Genomic DNA, 15,975 nt, shown 5'->3' with positions numbered 1-15,975 from the left:
CCCCGCTCGATGGCCTCCGTGAGGGAAGGGACCGGCAAGCATGGTGAAGACGACAAGCATGGTGAAGGCGAACAGCGCTCTGCTCGTGATGGACATCCAGCGGGACGTCGTCCGCATCGCCGACGACGGATCCGGTTATCTGGCTCGCCTGAAAGGGGCGATCGCGGGCGCCCGCGCGGCGGGCATTCCAGTGATCTACGTGGTCATGCGGCTACGGCCGGGTCAGCCCGAAGTCAGCCCGCGCAACAGAACGCTCGCCACCGTTCTGCAGGCGGGCCTGTTCACCGAGGGGGATCCCGGCACCGAGATCCACGACGACGTGGCGCCCCGGCCGGGCGACATCGTGGTCACCAAGAGACGGGCGAGCGCGTTCTCGGGCAGCGACCTCGACTCGGTGCTCAGGGCTCGCGACATCAACAGCCTTGTCCTGGCGGGCATCGCGACCAGCGCCGTGGTGCTGCACACCCTGTGCCAGGCCAATGACCTGGACTTCGGCCTCACCGTCCTGTCGGACGCCTGCCTCGACCTCGACCCGGAGGTGCACCGGTTCCTCATCGGGAAACTGTTCCCGCAGTGGGCGGAGGTCGTCACCGTCGAGGACTGGGTCGGTTCCCTGGCGCAGAGCGGCTGATGTCGCAGGTCGCATCTCGCTGGTCAACTCGCCGACGGCATCCCGCAGTCGGGCAGATGAAGCCTGTGGGGGTGTCACGCGCTACCGGGCGGTAGGGTGATCATGCTGCCCCGTTCGGGGTGGGCGGACGGACTCGGGGGAGTACGAACATGGCCAAGCCGGTACGCGCGTCGCTGGGGGAGATGTGGATCACCTGCCAGGTCTGCCGCAGCGAACTCTTCCGTGAGCGGGGCATCAAGCTCAACAGCACCGGCATGGAGTTCATGAAGCTGGCGTGGGCGGACGAGACGGCGACGGGCCTGATCTGCTGGAAGTGCGGATACGTGCACCTCTTCGTGAACCGTGAGATCCGGCTTCATCGCGCCGAGGACTGATCCGCCCGGGGAGTCGTACCCCTTCCCGATTTCGAGTCGTGGCCTTTCCCGGTACCAACACGACCGGATCCGTGCGAGATTCGGGCCGGAAGCGGGAACAGACAGCGGGGGCGGACCGTTCTTGGTGACAATGCAGTGTGCCGGCGATGAGGGAGGGCGGTCATGACCCAGGTGTCCCGCCTGTGTGCCCTGGTCCTTGCCCCGTACCGCCAAGTGCACCTGTACACCCGCGCCCACATCGACCTCCAGCGCGTCGCCGGCGCGCTCTGTTGTTCCTGATCGGATTCTTCGCCGTCGCACCCTCCGCCTGAGGGTCGCTCATCTCGTACGGTCGATCAGGAAGGCACCCTTTCGTGTCCTCGTCTTCTTTGCTGCCCTCTTCAACCCCCGTGCTGCACCTCGCCGTTGCCCTCGACGGCGCCGGCTGGCACCCGGCCGCCTGGCGTGAGCAAGTGTCCCGGCCCAGGGAGCTGTTCACCGCCCGCTACTGGGCCGACCTCGTCCAGGAGGCCGAGCGCGGGCTGCTCGACTTCGTGACCATCGAGGACGGACTCGGGCCACAGTCCTCGCACTTCACGGAGCCCGATGCCCGCACCGACCAGGTCCGCGGGCGCCTCGACGCCGTCCTCATCGCCGCCCGCGTCGCCCCGCTGACCCGGCACATAGGTCTCGTCCCGACCGTGGTGGCCACACACACGGAGCCGTTCCACATATCCAAGGCGATCGCCACGCTCGACTATGTGAGCTCCGGGCGCGCGGGACTGCGCGTACAGGTCTCGGCCCGCCGCAACGAGGCCGCGCACTTCGGACGCCGTACGTTTCCCGCCCTCCGTATCGAGGACCTGGACAGCCCGGAGGTGAAGGAGCTGACGGGCGACCTCTTCGACGAGGCGGCCGACCACATCGAAGTGGTGCGGCGGCTGTGGGACAGCTGGGAGGACGACGCGGAGATCCGGGACGTCGCCACCGGCCGCTTCATCGACCGCGACAAGCTGCACTACATCGACTTCGAGGGCAGGCACTTCAGCGTCAAAGGCCCCTCGATCACCCCCAGGCCGCCCCAGGGCCAGCCGGTCGTCAGCGCCCTGGCCCACAAGAGCGTGCCGTTCCAACTCGTCGCGCGTTCCACCGACATCGGATTCGTGACCCCGCACGACGCGGATCAGGCGCGTGCCGTCCTCGACGAGATCCGTACGGCACAGGCCGCGGCCGGACGGGCGGACGAGTCCGTCCACGTCTTCGGGGACCTGGTGGTCTTCCTGGACGACGACCCGGCCGCGGCGGCGGCACGGCGCGAACGGCTCGACGGCCTGGCGGGCTACACGTACACCAGTGACGCCCGCATCTTTGCCGGCACTCCCTCTCAACTGGCCGACCTGTTGCAGGAGTTGCAGCAGGCGGGCCTCACCGGATTCCGGCTGCGTCCCGGCGTCGTCGGCCACGACCTGCCCGCGATCACCCAAGGGCTCGTCCCCGAACTGCAGCGGCGCGGAGCGTTCCGGAGCGCGTACGAGGCCGACACCCTGCGCGGACTCCTCGGGCTCACACGCCCCGCCAACCGCTACGCCGCCACCGCCACCGTCTGAGCCGGAGGGACCACCGACAACATGCCTCGCAAGCAGATCCACCTCGCGGCCCACTTCCCGGGCGTCAACAACACCACCGTATGGAGCGACCCGAAGGCAGGCAGCCACGTCGAGTTCAGCTCCTTCGCGCACTTCGCGCAGACCGCCGAGCGGGCCAAGTTCGACTTCCTGTTCCTGGCCGAGGGCCTGCGCCTGCGTGAACAGGGGGGTGAAATCTATGACTTGGACGTCGTGGGGCGGCCCGACACCTTCACGATCCTCAGCGCCCTCGCCGCGGTCACCGAGCACCTCGGGCTGACCGGCACCATCAACTCCACCTTCAACGAGCCCTACGAGGTCGCCCGCCAGTTCGCCAGCCTCGACCACCTCTCCGACGGGCGTGCCGCGTGGAACGTCGTCACCTCCTGGGACGCTTTCACCGGCGAGAACTTCCGGCGCGGCGGGTTCCTCCCGCAGGACGAGCGGTACTCCCGAGCCAAGGAGTTCCTGACCACCGCGAGCGAGCTGTTCGACTCCTGGCACGGGGACGAGATCGTCGCCGACCGGGAGAGCGGTACCTTCCTGCGCGACGCCCGGGCCGGCGCCTTCGTCCACCAGGGACAGCACTTCGACATCGGCGGGCAGTTCAACGTCCCCCGCAGCCCGCAGGGCCGCCCGGTGATCTTCCAGGCCGGTGATTCCGACGAGGGGCGCGAGTTCGCGGCGTCGAGCGCCGACGCGATCTTCAGCCGGTACAGCACCCTCAAGGAAGGGCAGGCGTTCTACACGGACGTCAAGGGCCGCCTCGCCCGCCACGGCCGTACGCACGACCAGCTCCTGATCCTGCCCGCCGCGACGTTCGTGCTCGGCGAGAGCGACGCGGAGGCGGCGGAGCTGGCCCGTGAGGTGCGCCGCCAGCAGGTCAGCGGCGCCACCGCGATCAAGCACCTGGAGTTCGTCTGGAACCGTGACCTGTCCGGCTACGACCCGGACGGTCCGCTGCCCGACATCGACCCGGACCTCGGTGAGCACACCATCGCACGCGGCCGCGCCCAGGTCCGCATGTACCGTGACCCGCTGGCCACGGCCCGTGAGTGGCGGGAGCGCGCGGCCGCCAACAAGTGGTCGATCCGCGATCTCGTCATCGAGACCGGCAACCGCCAGTCCTTCGTCGGCTCCCCGGCCACGGTCGCCGAGACCATCGACGAGTTCGTCCAGGCGGACGCGGCCGACGGCTTCATCCTCGTCCCGCACATCACCCCCGGCGGCCTCGACGTCTTCGCCGACCAGGTCGTCCCGCTGCTCCAGGAACGCGGGGTGTTCCGCACCGAGTACGAGGGCAGCACCCTGCGCGACCACTTGGGCCTGAAGGAGCCGAGCGCTGTGGAAGCCGGGACCCGGCGAGTGGCGTCGTAACGGCCCGTCCACCACACGACGCGCACCCGTGCCGGAGACGGCGGTGGCCTTCCCGCCGCCGTCTCCGGCGCCGCCCGATACTCTGCACCGCGTGATCAACTCATCTGCGAGTTCTGACGATTCCGTGGTCGCGACAGCCGCCGCGAGTGCCGGTGCCGATGTGGTGCGCAGTCTGTACGGGCGACGCCTCACCCGCATCGACAAGGGCGCGGGGGACTTTGCCACCGCCGCCGATGTGGAAGCCGAGAAGGCAATGGTCGACGTCATCCGCGCCGCCCGCCCCGACGACGCGGTGGTCGGTGAGGAAGGCGGGCAGCAGGGTACGGCCGACGCCGCGCGCCAGTGGCTGGTGGACCCGCTGTGCGGCACGCTGAACTACGCCGCCGGCAGCATGCTCGTTGCCGTCAACGTGGCCCTGCGCGAGGGGGCGGCGGCGGTGGCCGACCCGTTCAGCGGCGAGGTGTTCTTCACGGACGGGGCGAGCGCGTGGGTACGGCGCGACGGGGTGGACGAGCCGCTGACCCCTTCGTCCGCCACCTCGCTCGTGGACGTCAACCTGGACCCGCCGTTCATCAACCAGCCCGGCTTCCGGGCCGTCGACCTACTGGCCCACCCCGCGTTCGTCGAGCGGTTCCGGCCCCGGGTCGTGTCGACGACGCTGGCGCTGGCCTGGGTCGCGGCCGGCAAGCGCGCCGCGTACATCACCGACGGCGCTGACCTCACCGGGAGTGTGCACTTCGCCGCAGGCATCGCCCTGTGCCGGGCCGCCGGCTGCGTCGTCACCGGGATCGACGGCGCCCCGCCCGGGGCCGGGGGGCGGGGACTTGTGGCGGCCGCCGACGCCGAGACCCATGGGCAGTTGATGTCGATGATCCGCAGCTGAGACAAGCCGCCGCCCCGGTGACCGTGGTCACCGGGGCGGCGGGCTTGTGGCGGGGAGTGGTCCCGGACGGGGCCGCACCGCGTGGGATCAGCCGCGTACCGGCTCCAGTTCCCGCTCCTCCTCGTCCTTGTCCCTGCCCTCGTCCTCTGCGGCCCGTGACGACGACGGCGCGAGCGACTTGTGCAGTTTCTCGCCCTCGACGTCCATGTTGGGCAGGAGCTTGTCGAGCCAACGCGGCAGCCACCAGGCCGACTTGCCGAGCAGGGCGAGGACCGCCGGGACGATGGCCATGCGGACGACGAAGGCGTCGAAGAACACCGCGATGGCGAGCCCGAAGCCCATCATCTTGATCATGTCGTCGTTCTCCATGATGAAGCCGGAGAAGACACTGATCATGATGACCGCGGCCGCGCCGACGACCCGTCCGCCGTGCTTGAAGCCGGTGACGACCGCCTCGGCGGGGCGGGCCCCATGGACGTACGCCTCGCGCATCCGCGTCACGAGGAACACCTCGTAGTCCATCGCCAGGCCGAACACCACGCCGATCATGAAGATCGGCATCATCGACATGATGGGGCCCGGCTGGTCGACGCCGACGACGTCCGCGAGCCAGCCCCACTGGAACACGGCGACGACGGCGCCGAGCGCCGCGGCGACCGACAGCAGGAAGCCCAGCGCCGCCTTCAGCGGGACGAGAACCGAGCGGAAGACCAGCATCAGCAGCAGGAAGGCGAGCCCGACGACGAGACCCAAGTAGGGCAGGAGAGCGTCGTCGAGAGTCTGCGAGAAGTCGATGGTCATCGCCGTCTGCCCGGTGACCAGGACATCGGACTTGGTGTCCGCCTCCAGACCGCTCGCCTTCGAGCGGATCGTCCTGACGAGTTCCTCGGTCCTGTGGTCACTCGGGCCCGTGGTCGGGACGACCGTGATGATCGCCGTGTCACCGGCCGGGTTCACCGAGGCGGGCGTGACCGCCGCCACGCCGTCGACCTTGGCGAGGGACGTGCCCACCGTCTTGGCGGCGGCTGCGGCGTCCTTGGTTCCGCCCGTGTCTACGGTGACCATCAGCGGGCCGTTGAAGCCCGCTCCGAACGACTCGGACAGCAAGTCGTACGCCTTGCGCTGTGTGGTGTCCGGCGCCGACGTCCCCTCGTCGGGCAGCCCGAGTTCCAGGCTCGTCGCCGGGACGGCGACCGCGCCCAGACCGAGTACACCGATCAGCAGCACGGTGACGGGGCGGCGCAGCACGAGGCGCGCCCAGCGGGTGCCGAGGTTGGGCTTGGTGCTCTCGGCGTCCGTGGTGCCGTGCGAGGCGCCCGGCTTCGTGAGGCCCCTGTCCTTGCCATCCTTGCTGTCCGCGCGGCTCTTGAGGTTCTTGCGATCCTTGCGGCGCAGGGCGCGCTTGCCCGCGAAGCCGAGCAGCGCGGGGATCATGGTGAGCGCGATGAGCACGGCGATGGCCACCGTGGCCGCGGCCGCGAGGCCCATCTTGGTGAGCATGGGGATGTTGACGACCGACAGACCCGCCAGAGCCACGATCACGGTCAGCCCGGCGAAGACCACCGCGGAGCCCGCGGTTCCGGCGGCCCGGCCCGCCGCTTCCTCCGGTTCTCGGCCCTCGGCGATCTCGGCTCGGTAGCGGGAGACGATGAAGAGGGCGTAGTCGATCCCGACCGCGAGCCCGATCATCATCGCCAGCGTCGAGGTCGTGCCCGAGAGGTTGAGGACGCTGCCCAGGGCGGCGATGCCGGAGACACCGATACCGACGCCGATGATGGCGGTCAGCAGCGGAAGTCCGGCGGCGATCAGCGAGCCGAAGGTGATGACGAGGACGACCGCGGAAACGGCGATGCCGATGAGCTCGGCCGATCCGCCCATCTCCTGCTCGGCCTGGACGGCGTCACCGCCCGTCTCGACCGTGAAGCCCTCCGCGCGGGTCTTGTCGGTGGCGTCCGTCAGCGCGTCATGGGTCTTGTCCGTGAGCTCCGTCGAGATCACCTTGTAGGTGACGGACGCGTACGCGGTGGTGCCGTCCTTGCTGACGGCGTTCGCCTTGTACGGGTCGGCCACGCCGGCGACCTGCGGCCCCTTGCCGAGCGCTGCGACAAGCTGGTTGACCTCCGCCTTCGCGGCGGGGTCGGTTATCTTCTCGCCCTCCGGCGCACGGATGACGACGCGAGCCGTCGCGCCCTCCGCGCTGGCGGCGGGGAAGCGCTCGTCGAGCAGGTCGAAGGCCTTCTGGGAGTCCGTGCCCGGCATGGAGAACGAGTCGGCGGGCGGCGCGGGCGCCGCCGAGGACGCGTATCCGATGCCGCCCAGGAGCAGCACCCACAGGAGCGCCACATAGCGGCGCCGCCTGAAGGAAAGGCGCCCTAGTTTGTAAAGGAAGGTAGCCACGGCGAAAGAGACTCCCGTCGGGTGGAGGCGGAGGCAGGGGCGACCGCCCGGCGGTGCCCGTGGCACGTCAGGGAAGTCAGCAGGATTTCTCCCTCTATCGTCGCCGCATTCCGGAGCCCGGATGTCAGACTCCGGGACGGACTCCGGCCCACGCCTGCGGTAGTCGGACGCGGCCGCCGGTCATCCCCCGGTATGACCGGCGGACCCCTTTTGTAGAGCGATGGGTGCAGGAGGGGGGTGGAGGCGGGGACCTGAGGACGAGTCCGCCGCCGGCTCCGGGCCCGTGAACGACCTCGGTGTCTGCGCAGGTCAGGTGGGCTGTGGAGTCAGGCGCAGGCGAGTGAAAGGATCATGTCCAGCGACAGCGTGCCGTCCGGCCCGGTGAAGGGGCCGACGCGCTGGAACCCGTTCTTCTCGTAGAAGCGCAGCGCCCGAGCGTTGTCGGCGAGGACACCACCCCAGAGGATGACCCGCCTCCTGCCGAGCCGCCGCACGGCATCCATGACGGGCGGCAGGACGAGCGAGCCCACCCCGCTGCCCTGGTACGCGTCGCCCAGCGTGGGGCCGAAGCGGCAGTCGGTCTGCTCGGAGAGGTGGATCCCGGCCGCACGGTAGCGCGCGATGTCGCCGGCGGTGAGCGCGAGGCTCAGCTCGAACAGGCCGACGATGCGCTCGGAGGACCTGTCTTCGAGTACCAGCCGCAATTTGTCTTGACATGCTCCTCGGGTCGAAACGCGAGGATTCTGGCCGTCCCGCGGGTGGCTGTGCCGCTATGCGGCACGGCTTCCTGCCGGGATTCCGTGGCTTCCTGTTTCTTCGCGCTGTGCCAGAACGGGTTCTGGTCTTACCTTCGCTCCGCAGGCCGTTACCGCCAGTCCGGCGGCCGCTTTCACATTCTTGGCGGCGTTGACATCCCGGTCATGCCGGGTGCCGCAGGCGGGGCAGGTCCACTCCCTGACGTGCAGGGGTTTGGACCCGTCGCGGTGTCCGCAGGTCGAGCACACCTGGCTGGTGGGCTCGAACCGACCGATCTTGACAAAGGTCCGCCCGTACCGGGCCGCCTTGTAGGCGAGCATGGTCACGAACTGTGACCAGCCCGCGTCATGGACGGACTTGGCCAGTTTGCTGCGCGCAAGGCCCTTGACCGACAGGTCTTCCACGGCGATCGCTTGGTTCTCGCGGATCAACCGGGTGGAGAGCTGATGGTGGAACTCCTTGCGTGCATCGGCGACCTGCGCATGCGCGCGGGCAACCTTGAGCCGGGCCCTGGCCCGATTCTTCGAGCCCTTCCGCTTGCGGGACAGTTCCCGTCCGGCCTTCTTGAGTTTCTTCTCGGCCCGGCGCAGGAACCGCGGGGAGTCGATTTTCGTGCCGTCGGACAGCACCGCGAAGTGGGTCAGGCCCAGGTCGATGCCGATGGCCTGGTCGGTGGCGGGCATCCGCGCGGCGTCGGCGACCGGGTCGGTGTCGATGACAAAGCTTGCGAAGTACCGGCCCGCCGAGTCTTTGATCACGGTGACCGAGGACGGCACCACGGGCAGAGTGCGGGACCACTTCACCCGCACCTCGCCGATCTTCGGCAGGTTCAGCCGGCCGCCCAGGGTGATCGACCAGCGGGCGTTGGCCGTGAACCGGATCGACTGCCTCGAGTCCTTGCGCGACTTGAACCGCGGCGCACCCACCCTCGCGCCCTTACGCTCACCCTTGAGGGAGGCGAAGAACGCCCGGTAGGCGGCCTCCACATCCCGCAGGGACTGCTGGAGCACCACCGAGGACACCTCGCCCAGCCAAGACCGCTCCACGGTCCGCTTGGCCTGGGTGATCAGGGTCTGGGACAGCTCGGCGGCCTTCGGATACGGCAGACCCGCCGCGTGGGCGTCCTTCCGGGCACGCACCGCATCGTTGAACACGACCCGCGCGCACCCGAACGCCCGGCCCAACGCGAGGCGTTGACCCGATTCCGGGTAGAGCCGGAACGCGTACCGCAGCTGCATGAACGTCACCCTAGGTGCACCCTCACGGGCACCGGCCCAGAAGATCTGAACTGATCACGATCGTCCTCCTGTTTGACGCTCGCGCTCAAGTTCGACCCATCGTGCCCGCCAATGATCACTGGATGCGCGGGGCGAAGGCCGGGCGGGAGGCGAGCCAGGATGCTGCACACCAGCAGTCCACAGGACCACACGTCCCTCCCTGCTCCGCAGGGAGGGACGCCGTGACGCTCCGCGGCGCGATCGCCAGATTCGCTTCACGAGCGGGCTGAAGCCCGATGCACTGCAAATGAATCCCGGTGGCGCGTGATCGCTGCCCACAGTTCTCGGCCGCCGCGAGGTCGTATCCGTCGAAGGTGCTCAGCCGTCTCGACTCCGGGGAGAGTCCCTCGAGGAAGCCGGCCAGGCTCTCGACGTCGGAGTGGACGAGAGGGCGCAGTACGGCCTTCGAACCGTCGCGCAGACGCAGCCGGCTGGTCAGGACCAGCGGGTCCCCGGCGATGTCGGTGAGCGTGAGCACTGAGACATTGTGCTGCCGAGGGGGAGAGTTTCCTCCCAGGATGTTCCTCTCCCAGGACGAAAGTCTCCTCTTTGTGGGCGCGCGCAAGGGTGCCAATCTCGTTCCTGGCGCCACATTCATCGCCGCTATCGGCACCACGAGGAGCACGACATGGCAGAAAGGCAGTCCGCAGCGCGGAAGGCCATCGGCGACATCGCACCCAAGCTTGCCGACCTCACCGACCAGGTGCTGTTCGGCGACATCTGGGAGCGCCCGGGCCTGTCGCCGCGGGACCGCAGCCTGATCACCGTCACCGCTCTGACCGCCCTGTACCGCACCGACCAGCTCGGCTTCCACCTGAAGCTGGCGATGGAGAACGGACTCGGCGAGGACGAGCTGGTCGAGGCGATCACGCACCTCGCCTTCTACGCCGGGTGGCCCAACGCGATGGGCGCGGCCGGGCAGCTGAAGAGCATCGTCGAATCCGCGGCGCAGAGCGCGGACGAGAACTGAAACACCTGGACGTCGCCCACGACTACGTCTGGCCCGCACGACCGGCGCCGTCCGACCCGTACGACCAAGGAGCACGCCCCATGGAACTGCTGAAGCAGCAGGCCACCTTCAAGGCCCCCGGTGACCGGTTCACCGGAGACGTCTGGTTCGACGTCATCTACTCCGGCGAGGAGCCCTCGCGCATGCGCATGAACATGGTGCGCTTCTCGCCCGGTGCCCGCACCGACTGGCACCACCACGCAGTCGGCCAGACCCTGCACGTCGTCTCCGGCACCGCACTGATCGGCACCCGCGGCGGCACGATCCTCGAGGCCCACCCCGGCCAGACCGTCGCGTGCCCGCCCGGCGAGGAGCACTGGCACGGCGCCACCCCGGACCGCTTCATGGAGCACCTCGCACTGTGGGAGGGCGCCGGCGACGGCACCGAGGAGACCACCTGGCTGGAGAAGGTCTCCGACGCGACGTACAACGGCCCGCGCACCAGCGGCCGTTGACCCCCGCAGTCCCTTTGAACGAAGGAGCGCACACATGCCGAGGACGATGACCGCGCTGTTCGGCGGCACCGGCCCGGACTGGGAGTACCGGGAGGTGCCCGTACCCGATCCCGCCCCCGGCCAGGTCCTCGTACGCACCGAGGCGGTGGCGTTCAACAACGCCGACACCGCGATGCTGGACGCGGCCGACCCCGCGAACGGCACGGGCAAGGAGTATGTGGCGGGCTTCGAGTTCGCCGGTGAGATCGCGGCCGTGGGCGAGGGGGTGCACGGTCCGGCCGTCGGCGAGCGGGTGATGGGCACGACAGCGCGGAGCTTCGCGCAGTACGTACTCGCCGATCACCGGCACGTCCTCCCGATTCCCGACGGCGTCGGATACGACGAGGCGGCGGCCCTGCCGACGGGGCTGCTGACCGAGCACGGGGCCCTGAGAGCCGGCTCCTTCCAGGCCGGGCAGTCGGTGCTGATCACCGCGGCCTCGTCCGGCATCGGCCTCATCGGCGTGCAGATCGCCAAGGCGATCGGCGCGGGGACGGTCATCGCCACGACCCGTTCGGCGGCCAGGCGCGAGCTGCTGACGCGGACGGGCGCGGACGTCGTCGTGGTCACCGACGAACAGGATCTGACGCAGACGGTGCTGGAGGCGACCGGGCAGGACGGCGTGGACGTGGTCCTCGACCATGTCGGCGGACAGACCTTCGCCGACTGCCTGCCCGCCACCCGCGTCGACGGCCACGTCGTCAACATCGGCCGGCTGGGTCAGGCGCGGTCCACCATCGACCTGGACGCCCTGTCGTACCGGCACCTGCGCCTGCGCGGGGTGTCGTTCGGCTTCACACGCGCGGCCGAACTCGGTGCGGTCATGGCCGAGTTGACGCCCCAGGTGCTGCCCGCGGTGGCAGAGGGACGTATCCGCCCGGTCATCGACACCACCCTGCCCTTCGACCAGGCCAACACGGCGGCCGCCCGCCTGCGCACGCACCAGGCTCACGGCAAGGTCGTCCTGTCGATGCCCTGAGTCCGGACGCGCAGCGGGGGCCATGTCGGAGCGCGCGGGTCAGGTGTTCGGCTGGAGCTTGCCGAAGCGGCTGACGACCTCCGGGTCACGGTGGTCGAAGAACAGCGACTCACCTGTGTCCATGGCGTCGATGGACGCCATCTGGTCGTCGGTGAGCTCGAAGTCGAAGACGTCGAGGTTCTCCGCCATGCGGTCGGCGCGGACCGACTTGGGAATCACGACCACGCGCCGCTGAATGAGCCAGCGCAGCACGACCTGCGCCACGGATTTGCCGTGCGCGGCGCCGATCCCGCTGAGCACCGGATCGGTGAAGAGGTTGTTGCGGCCTTCGGCGAAGGGTCCCCACGACTCGATCTGGACCCCGCGCTCGCGCATGACTTTCTGGTCGGCGGTACGCCGGTTGAACGGGTGGGTCTCGATCTGATTGACCGCCGGAGTGATCTCGTTGTGGTCGATCAGGTCCACGAGCCGGTCGGGGTAGAAGTTCGAGACGCCGATGGCCCGGACGACGCCCTCGCGGTGCAAGGCCTCCATGGCACGCCAGGAGCCGTAGACGTCGCCGAAGGGCTGGTGGATCAGGTACAGGTCGAGGTTGTCGAGGCCCAGCTTTCGCAGCGACGTGTGGAAGGCGCGCCCGGCGTTCTCCTCGCCGGCGCTGGAGATCCACAGCTTGGTGGTCACGAAAAGGTCCTCGCGCGGGATGCCGCTGGCCTTGATCGCACGGCCTACGGCCTCTTCGTTGCCGTAGGCGGCCGCGGTGTCGAGGGACCGGTAGCCGGCGGCGAGGGCGTCGCTGACCGCCTGCTCGGTCTGCTCGGGCGGGATCTGGTAGACACCGAATCCGAGGATCGGCATCTCGACGCCGTTGTTGAGGAGGACGTTCTGCATGGGGGTTCCTTACGTGGGTGGAATTCCTCTCCTCGCCATTCCCCGGCGCGGCGGGTGCGCGCGCAACCGGAGGCCACGCGGCCGTACGGGGCAATGCCCCGGCACGCTCTGATGGACCTCGGGTCCATCTCGTCGACGACCGCACCTGATGCACGCCGACCGATACGACGGTGTGCCCGAGCCCGCCACGTACGCGGCAGGCTCGGGCACGCACCCCGCGCCGGCGGTCACACCGGCCTCTCCCCGGTCAGGAACTCGTCAGGACGACGAGCTGCTGCGTCGCCCGGGTCATCGCCACATAGCGGTCGACCGCTCCCTCGATACCGTCGCCGAACTCCTCCGGGTCGACGAGGACGACCAGGTCGAACTCGAGGCCCTTCGACAGCTCCGGGGTCAGGGACCGGACGCGTGACGACGCCCGGAAGGCGGGGGCGCCGATGACGCAGGCGATCCCGTCGTCGTGTGCGGCGAGCCACGTGCCGAGGATCGAGTCCAGGTCCGTGACCGGTCCGTGGACGACGGGGACGCCGCTGCTGCGGATGGATGTCGGCACGTTGGCGTCGGGGAGCTCGGCCCGGATGACGGGCTCGGCTTCCGTCATGACCTCTTCCGGAGTGCGGTAGTTGATGGTCAGAGAGGCCTGCTTGATCCGGTCGAGCCCGGCCCGCTCCAGACGTTCCTCCCACGACTCCGTGAACCCGTGCCTCGCCTGGGCGCGGTCACCGACAATGGTGAAGCTCCGGGACGGGCAGCGCAGGAGCAGCATCTGCCACTCCGCGTCGGTCAGTTCCTGCGCCTCGTCCACGACGATGTGCGCGAACGGTCCCGCGAGCCGGTCCGGGTCGGCGGTGGGCAGCGCGCTCTCGTCGATCAGGCTGTCCTGGAGGTCCTTCCCGCGCAGCATCCGCACCGCGCCCTCACTGTCGTCGCCGGCCGAGTTGAAGTCGGCCGCCGAGATGATGTCGTCGATGACGAGGGCCATGCGCTCGCGCTCGGCGGCGACCGCGGCGTCGTGCTGCCGCTTGCGCCGCGCGGCCTCCGGGTCACCGAGCCGCTGCCGCGCCGCGTCCAGGAGCGGCAGGTCGGACACCGTCCAGGCCTGGGGAGCGTCCTTGCGCTGCAGTTTGGCCACGTCGTCGCGGTCGAGCCAGGGGGCACACATGCGCAGGTAGGCGGGGACCGTCCACAGGTCGGAGACCAGGTCGGCGGCCTCGAGCAGCGGCCACGCGCTGTTGAGGGCGGCGACCAGATCCCGGTCCTGCCGCAGTGACCGCAGGAACAGATCGGGGGAGACGCCGTCCTCGTCCTCGTTCATGCCTTGCTTGTCCATGAGGATCGAGGCCAGTTCCTCCCAGACCTGCTCGCGCGCCTCGTTGTGCGGAGCGCCCGGCCCCGGCGCCTTGAAGGCCTCGGCCCAGTCGTCGGCGCTCACCCAGATGTCGGACCAGGCCGTCGTGGCGGTCATGCCCTGGGTGGGCGGCTCCTCGTAGAACCTGACGGCCTTCTCGATCGCTCGCACCATGTCCGCGGAGGACTTCAGGCGGGCCACGTCCGGGTCGGTCTCCACGGTCGCCGCGGCGCCCTCGGCGACGAGGTCCTGCAGGATGCAGGTCTGTACGCCGTCCTCTCCGAGGCTGGGCAGGACATCGGCCACGTAGTCCAGGTAGGGCCGGTGCGGACCGACGAACAGCACACCGCCCCGACGGTGACTGAGGCGCGGGTCGGAATAGAGGAGGTACGCGGAGCGGTGCAGGGCGACGACGGTCTTGCCCGTGCCGGGGCCGCCGTCGACGACGAGGGCGCCGCGCGAACCGGCGCGGATGATGGCGTCCTGGTCGGCCTGGATGGTGCCGAGGACGTCGCGCATACGAGCCGACCGGTTGCTGCCCAGGCTGGCGATGAACGCGGACTGGTCGTCGAGCGCGGCGCGTTGCTCCAGGCCGTCGGCGGTGAACACCTCGTCCCAGTAGTCGCTGATCCGGCCGCCGGTCCAGCGGTACCGGCGGCGGCTGGCCAGGCCCATCGGGTGGGCGTGGGTCGCCCCGAAGAAGGGCTCGGCGGCGGGGGAGCGCCAGTCGACGAGCAGTCGGCGCCCCTAGCTGTCGGTGAGGCCGAGCCGCCCGATGTAAAGGGGCTCGGCGGCGTCCGCGCCGACGACACGGCCCAGGCACAGGTCCAGGCCGAAGCGGCGCAGGGCGCGCAGGCGGCCGGTCAGCCGGTGGATCTTCGAGTCCCGGTCCATGGCCTCGCGGCCGATGCCGCCGGGGGCCCTGCGCAGGGCGTCGAGACGGTCGGAGAGTTCGGTGATCGTCTGGTCGAGGCTGCTCGCGATGGCCGCGAAGTGTGCCTCGTCGCCGGCGATCAGGGTCGCGTCGGCCTTGGAGGCGAGACGCTCGGGGAGTGCGAACGCACTGGTGGTCGTGGAGGTCAATGCCATCAGCTCCGATCCGAGGTCACGTCTGCGAAGTCCGACGGTGCGCACACGCGCACCTCGGCACCGAGCGTCCACACCGGCGACGCGGGTCCCACCACCGGCTCGGCGCCACCGCGCGACCCGTCGATCGACAACAACACATGCACTTCGTTGATCTCCCATTTCCGCAGGTTCGAGCCTCGGCCAGCGATTGTGCGGGATGGTGGGGGCCTTGCCGCAAGCCCCCCAGTGCGCTATAAGTTAAGAGTGGCAAGGAGTGGGAAGACCTCCTTGCCTTTCTTGTTCTCTGCTTTCTTGTTCTCTGAGGGCCTTTCTCGCTCTCCATGGACGAGCATTCCTTCAAGCGGTGGCGACGCGCCACGCAACGCTCCCGCGGCAGCGGTCGAAGCGTGCCGTGGGTGCTCGCGTACGTCACATGGGCGTGCCCGCCTTGATGACATGCCGGAGATGTTCCCGAGGCTTCGTCAGGACCGGGATGTCCTCGAGCGGGCTGCCGCCCTGGGACCAGCAGTAGGCCTGTGCGCCGACGGCGAGTGTGCCCACCCGGCCTTCCTCGCGCAAGAGGCGCGCGGCGGTCGTGGTGGCGGAGCGGATCAGGTCGGCGGCGGGCTGCACCTGGGCACGCAGGTCGAGCCGTTCGTGAAGGCGGCCAGGAGGTGGCGCGGGCCAGGAGCGCCGTCGGGCTGTCGCACCGGGCCACGCCCAGGGCGGGCCCACGAACGCGGCGCCACGGTCTGCGTCCTCACCGATGCTCGTCACGTCCATCGAGGGAGCCGAGGGCACCGTCTCCCTCACCGCCATGGTCGCCGCCACCCAGGCGATCACCGGCGAACTCACCGACACCGAACAGGTCGTGCCTCTCGGCAGGCCCA

At 69.6% G+C, this 15,975-nt stretch carries 15 protein-coding genes and 1 pseudogene; 9 read left to right on the top strand and 7 right to left on the bottom strand.

The features are described from left to right. Positions 1-40 precede the first annotated feature (40 nt). From LGI35_RS06160 to LGI35_RS06140, 6 genes are all read left to right on the top strand, one after another. Complete coding sequence (locus tag LGI35_RS06160) at positions 41-631, top strand: cysteine hydrolase family protein (RefSeq protein ID WP_227292881.1); 591 nt, start codon at positions 41-43, stop codon at positions 629-631. A 149-nt stretch (positions 632-780) separates the two neighbouring features. Continuing rightward, entirely contained in the window at positions 781-1,005 is a 225-nt protein-coding gene (locus LGI35_RS06155; RefSeq protein ID WP_100594425.1) for a hypothetical protein, read from the top strand. Between the two features lie 162 nt (positions 1,006-1,167). Further along, the gene (locus LGI35_RS46370) at positions 1,168-1,284 is read left to right on the top strand and encodes a putative leader peptide (protein WP_324903494.1); all 117 of its coding nucleotides are present in this window, start codon (positions 1,168-1,170) and stop codon (positions 1,282-1,284) included. 74 nt (positions 1,285-1,358) lie between these two features. Beyond that, positions 1,359-2,591 carry an LLM class flavin-dependent oxidoreductase gene (locus tag LGI35_RS06150; protein WP_227292880.1) on the top strand — a complete coding sequence of 411 codons (1,233 nt, stop codon included), beginning with the start codon at positions 1,359-1,361 and terminating at the stop codon, positions 2,589-2,591. 21 nt (positions 2,592-2,612) lie between these two features. Continuing rightward, positions 2,613-3,986: an NtaA/DmoA family FMN-dependent monooxygenase gene (locus tag LGI35_RS06145; RefSeq protein WP_227292879.1), complete on the top strand. Its 1,374-nt coding sequence runs from the start codon at positions 2,613-2,615 to the stop codon at positions 3,984-3,986. A gap of 91 nt (positions 3,987-4,077) precedes the next feature. Next, on the top strand, positions 4,078-4,869 hold the full coding sequence (locus LGI35_RS06140) for an inositol monophosphatase family protein (RefSeq protein ID WP_227292878.1): 792 nt from the start codon (positions 4,078-4,080) through the stop codon (positions 4,867-4,869). 87 nt (positions 4,870-4,956) lie between these two features. On the opposite strand, the gene LGI35_RS06135 is transcribed toward LGI35_RS06140, so the two are convergent. The 4 genes from LGI35_RS06135 to LGI35_RS06120 all read right to left on the bottom strand — a co-directional run bounded on the left by LGI35_RS06135 (position 4,957) and on the right by LGI35_RS06120 (position 9,777). Then, positions 4,957-7,266: an MMPL family transporter gene (locus tag LGI35_RS06135; RefSeq protein WP_227292877.1), complete on the bottom strand. Its 2,310-nt coding sequence runs from the start codon at positions 7,264-7,266 to the stop codon at positions 4,957-4,959. 326 nt (positions 7,267-7,592) lie between these two features. Then, positions 7,593-7,970 (bottom strand): GNAT family N-acetyltransferase, encoded by a 378-nt coding sequence (locus LGI35_RS06130; RefSeq protein ID WP_227292876.1) that lies wholly within the window; start codon positions 7,968-7,970, stop codon positions 7,593-7,595. 66 nt (positions 7,971-8,036) lie between these two features. Beyond that, positions 8,037-9,260 carry an RNA-guided endonuclease InsQ/TnpB family protein gene (locus tag LGI35_RS06125; RefSeq protein WP_227300212.1) on the bottom strand — a complete coding sequence of 408 codons (1,224 nt, stop codon included), beginning with the start codon at positions 9,258-9,260 and terminating at the stop codon, positions 8,037-8,039. 115 nt (positions 9,261-9,375) lie between these two features. Continuing rightward, on the bottom strand, positions 9,376-9,777 hold the full coding sequence (locus LGI35_RS06120) for a hypothetical protein (RefSeq protein ID WP_227292875.1): 402 nt from the start codon (positions 9,775-9,777) through the stop codon (positions 9,376-9,378). A gap of 150 nt (positions 9,778-9,927) precedes the next feature. Between LGI35_RS06120 and LGI35_RS06115 the strand changes: the two genes are divergently transcribed. The 3 genes from LGI35_RS06115 (at position 9,928) to LGI35_RS06105 (ending at position 11,781) form a co-directional block, all read left to right on the top strand. Next, the gene (locus LGI35_RS06115; protein WP_227292874.1) at positions 9,928-10,269 is read left to right on the top strand and encodes a carboxymuconolactone decarboxylase family protein; all 342 of its coding nucleotides are present in this window, start codon (positions 9,928-9,930) and stop codon (positions 10,267-10,269) included. An 80-nt stretch (positions 10,270-10,349) separates the two neighbouring features. Then, the gene (locus tag LGI35_RS06110; protein ID WP_227292873.1) at positions 10,350-10,763 is read left to right on the top strand and encodes a (R)-mandelonitrile lyase; all 414 of its coding nucleotides are present in this window, start codon (positions 10,350-10,352) and stop codon (positions 10,761-10,763) included. Positions 10,764-10,797: 34 nt separating this feature from the next. Then, positions 10,798-11,781 (top strand): quinone oxidoreductase family protein, encoded by a 984-nt coding sequence (locus tag LGI35_RS06105; RefSeq protein WP_227292872.1) that lies wholly within the window; start codon positions 10,798-10,800, stop codon positions 11,779-11,781. Between the two features lie 39 nt (positions 11,782-11,820). Here the strand turns inward: LGI35_RS06105 and LGI35_RS06100 are convergent, their stop codons facing one another. The 3 genes and pseudogenes from LGI35_RS06100 to LGI35_RS06090 form a co-directional block, all read right to left on the bottom strand. Further along, positions 11,821-12,669, bottom strand: coding sequence for an aldo/keto reductase (locus LGI35_RS06100; protein WP_227292871.1), 849 nt, complete (start codon positions 12,667-12,669; stop codon positions 11,821-11,823). A gap of 247 nt (positions 12,670-12,916) precedes the next feature. Next, a pseudogene (gene helR, locus LGI35_RS06095) lies at positions 12,917-15,100 on the bottom strand (RNA polymerase recycling motor ATPase HelR). A 414-nt stretch (positions 15,101-15,514) separates the two neighbouring features. After that, complete coding sequence (locus tag LGI35_RS06090; protein ID WP_227292870.1) at positions 15,515-15,946, bottom strand: hypothetical protein; 432 nt, start codon at positions 15,944-15,946, stop codon at positions 15,515-15,517. Between the last annotated feature and the right edge of the window lie 29 nt (positions 15,947-15,975).

The organism is Streptomyces longhuiensis (genome assembly GCF_020616555.1).
Lineage (GTDB): Bacteria > Actinomycetota > Actinomycetes > Streptomycetales > Streptomycetaceae > Streptomyces > Streptomyces longhuiensis.
This window is presented reverse-complemented; position numbering and strand designations above follow the sequence as displayed.

Excerpts from the sequence above, each read along its gene's own strand:
- LGI35_RS06160 (WP_227292881.1), top strand. The coding sequence starts at position 41 with ATGGTGAAGACGACAAGCATGGTGAAGGCGAACAGCGCTCTGCTCGTG.
- LGI35_RS46370 (WP_324903494.1), top strand. The coding sequence starts at position 1,168 with ATGACCCAGGTGTCCCGCCTGTGTGCCCTGGTCCTTGCCCCGTACCGC.
- LGI35_RS06105 (WP_227292872.1), top strand. The coding sequence starts at position 10,798 with ATGCCGAGGACGATGACCGCGCTGTTCGGCGGCACCGGCCCGGACTGG.
- LGI35_RS06145 (WP_227292879.1), top strand. The coding sequence starts at position 2,613 with ATGCCTCGCAAGCAGATCCACCTCGCGGCCCACTTCCCGGGCGTCAAC.
- LGI35_RS06125 (WP_227300212.1), bottom strand. The coding sequence starts at position 9,260 with ATGCAGCTGCGGTACGCGTTCCGGCTCTACCCGGAATCGGGTCAACGC.
- LGI35_RS06115 (WP_227292874.1), top strand. The coding sequence starts at position 9,928 with ATGGCAGAAAGGCAGTCCGCAGCGCGGAAGGCCATCGGCGACATCGCA.
- LGI35_RS06155 (WP_100594425.1), top strand. The coding sequence starts at position 781 with ATGGCCAAGCCGGTACGCGCGTCGCTGGGGGAGATGTGGATCACCTGC.
- LGI35_RS06110 (WP_227292873.1), top strand. The coding sequence starts at position 10,350 with ATGGAACTGCTGAAGCAGCAGGCCACCTTCAAGGCCCCCGGTGACCGG.
- LGI35_RS06100 (WP_227292871.1), bottom strand. The coding sequence starts at position 12,669 with ATGCAGAACGTCCTCCTCAACAACGGCGTCGAGATGCCGATCCTCGGA.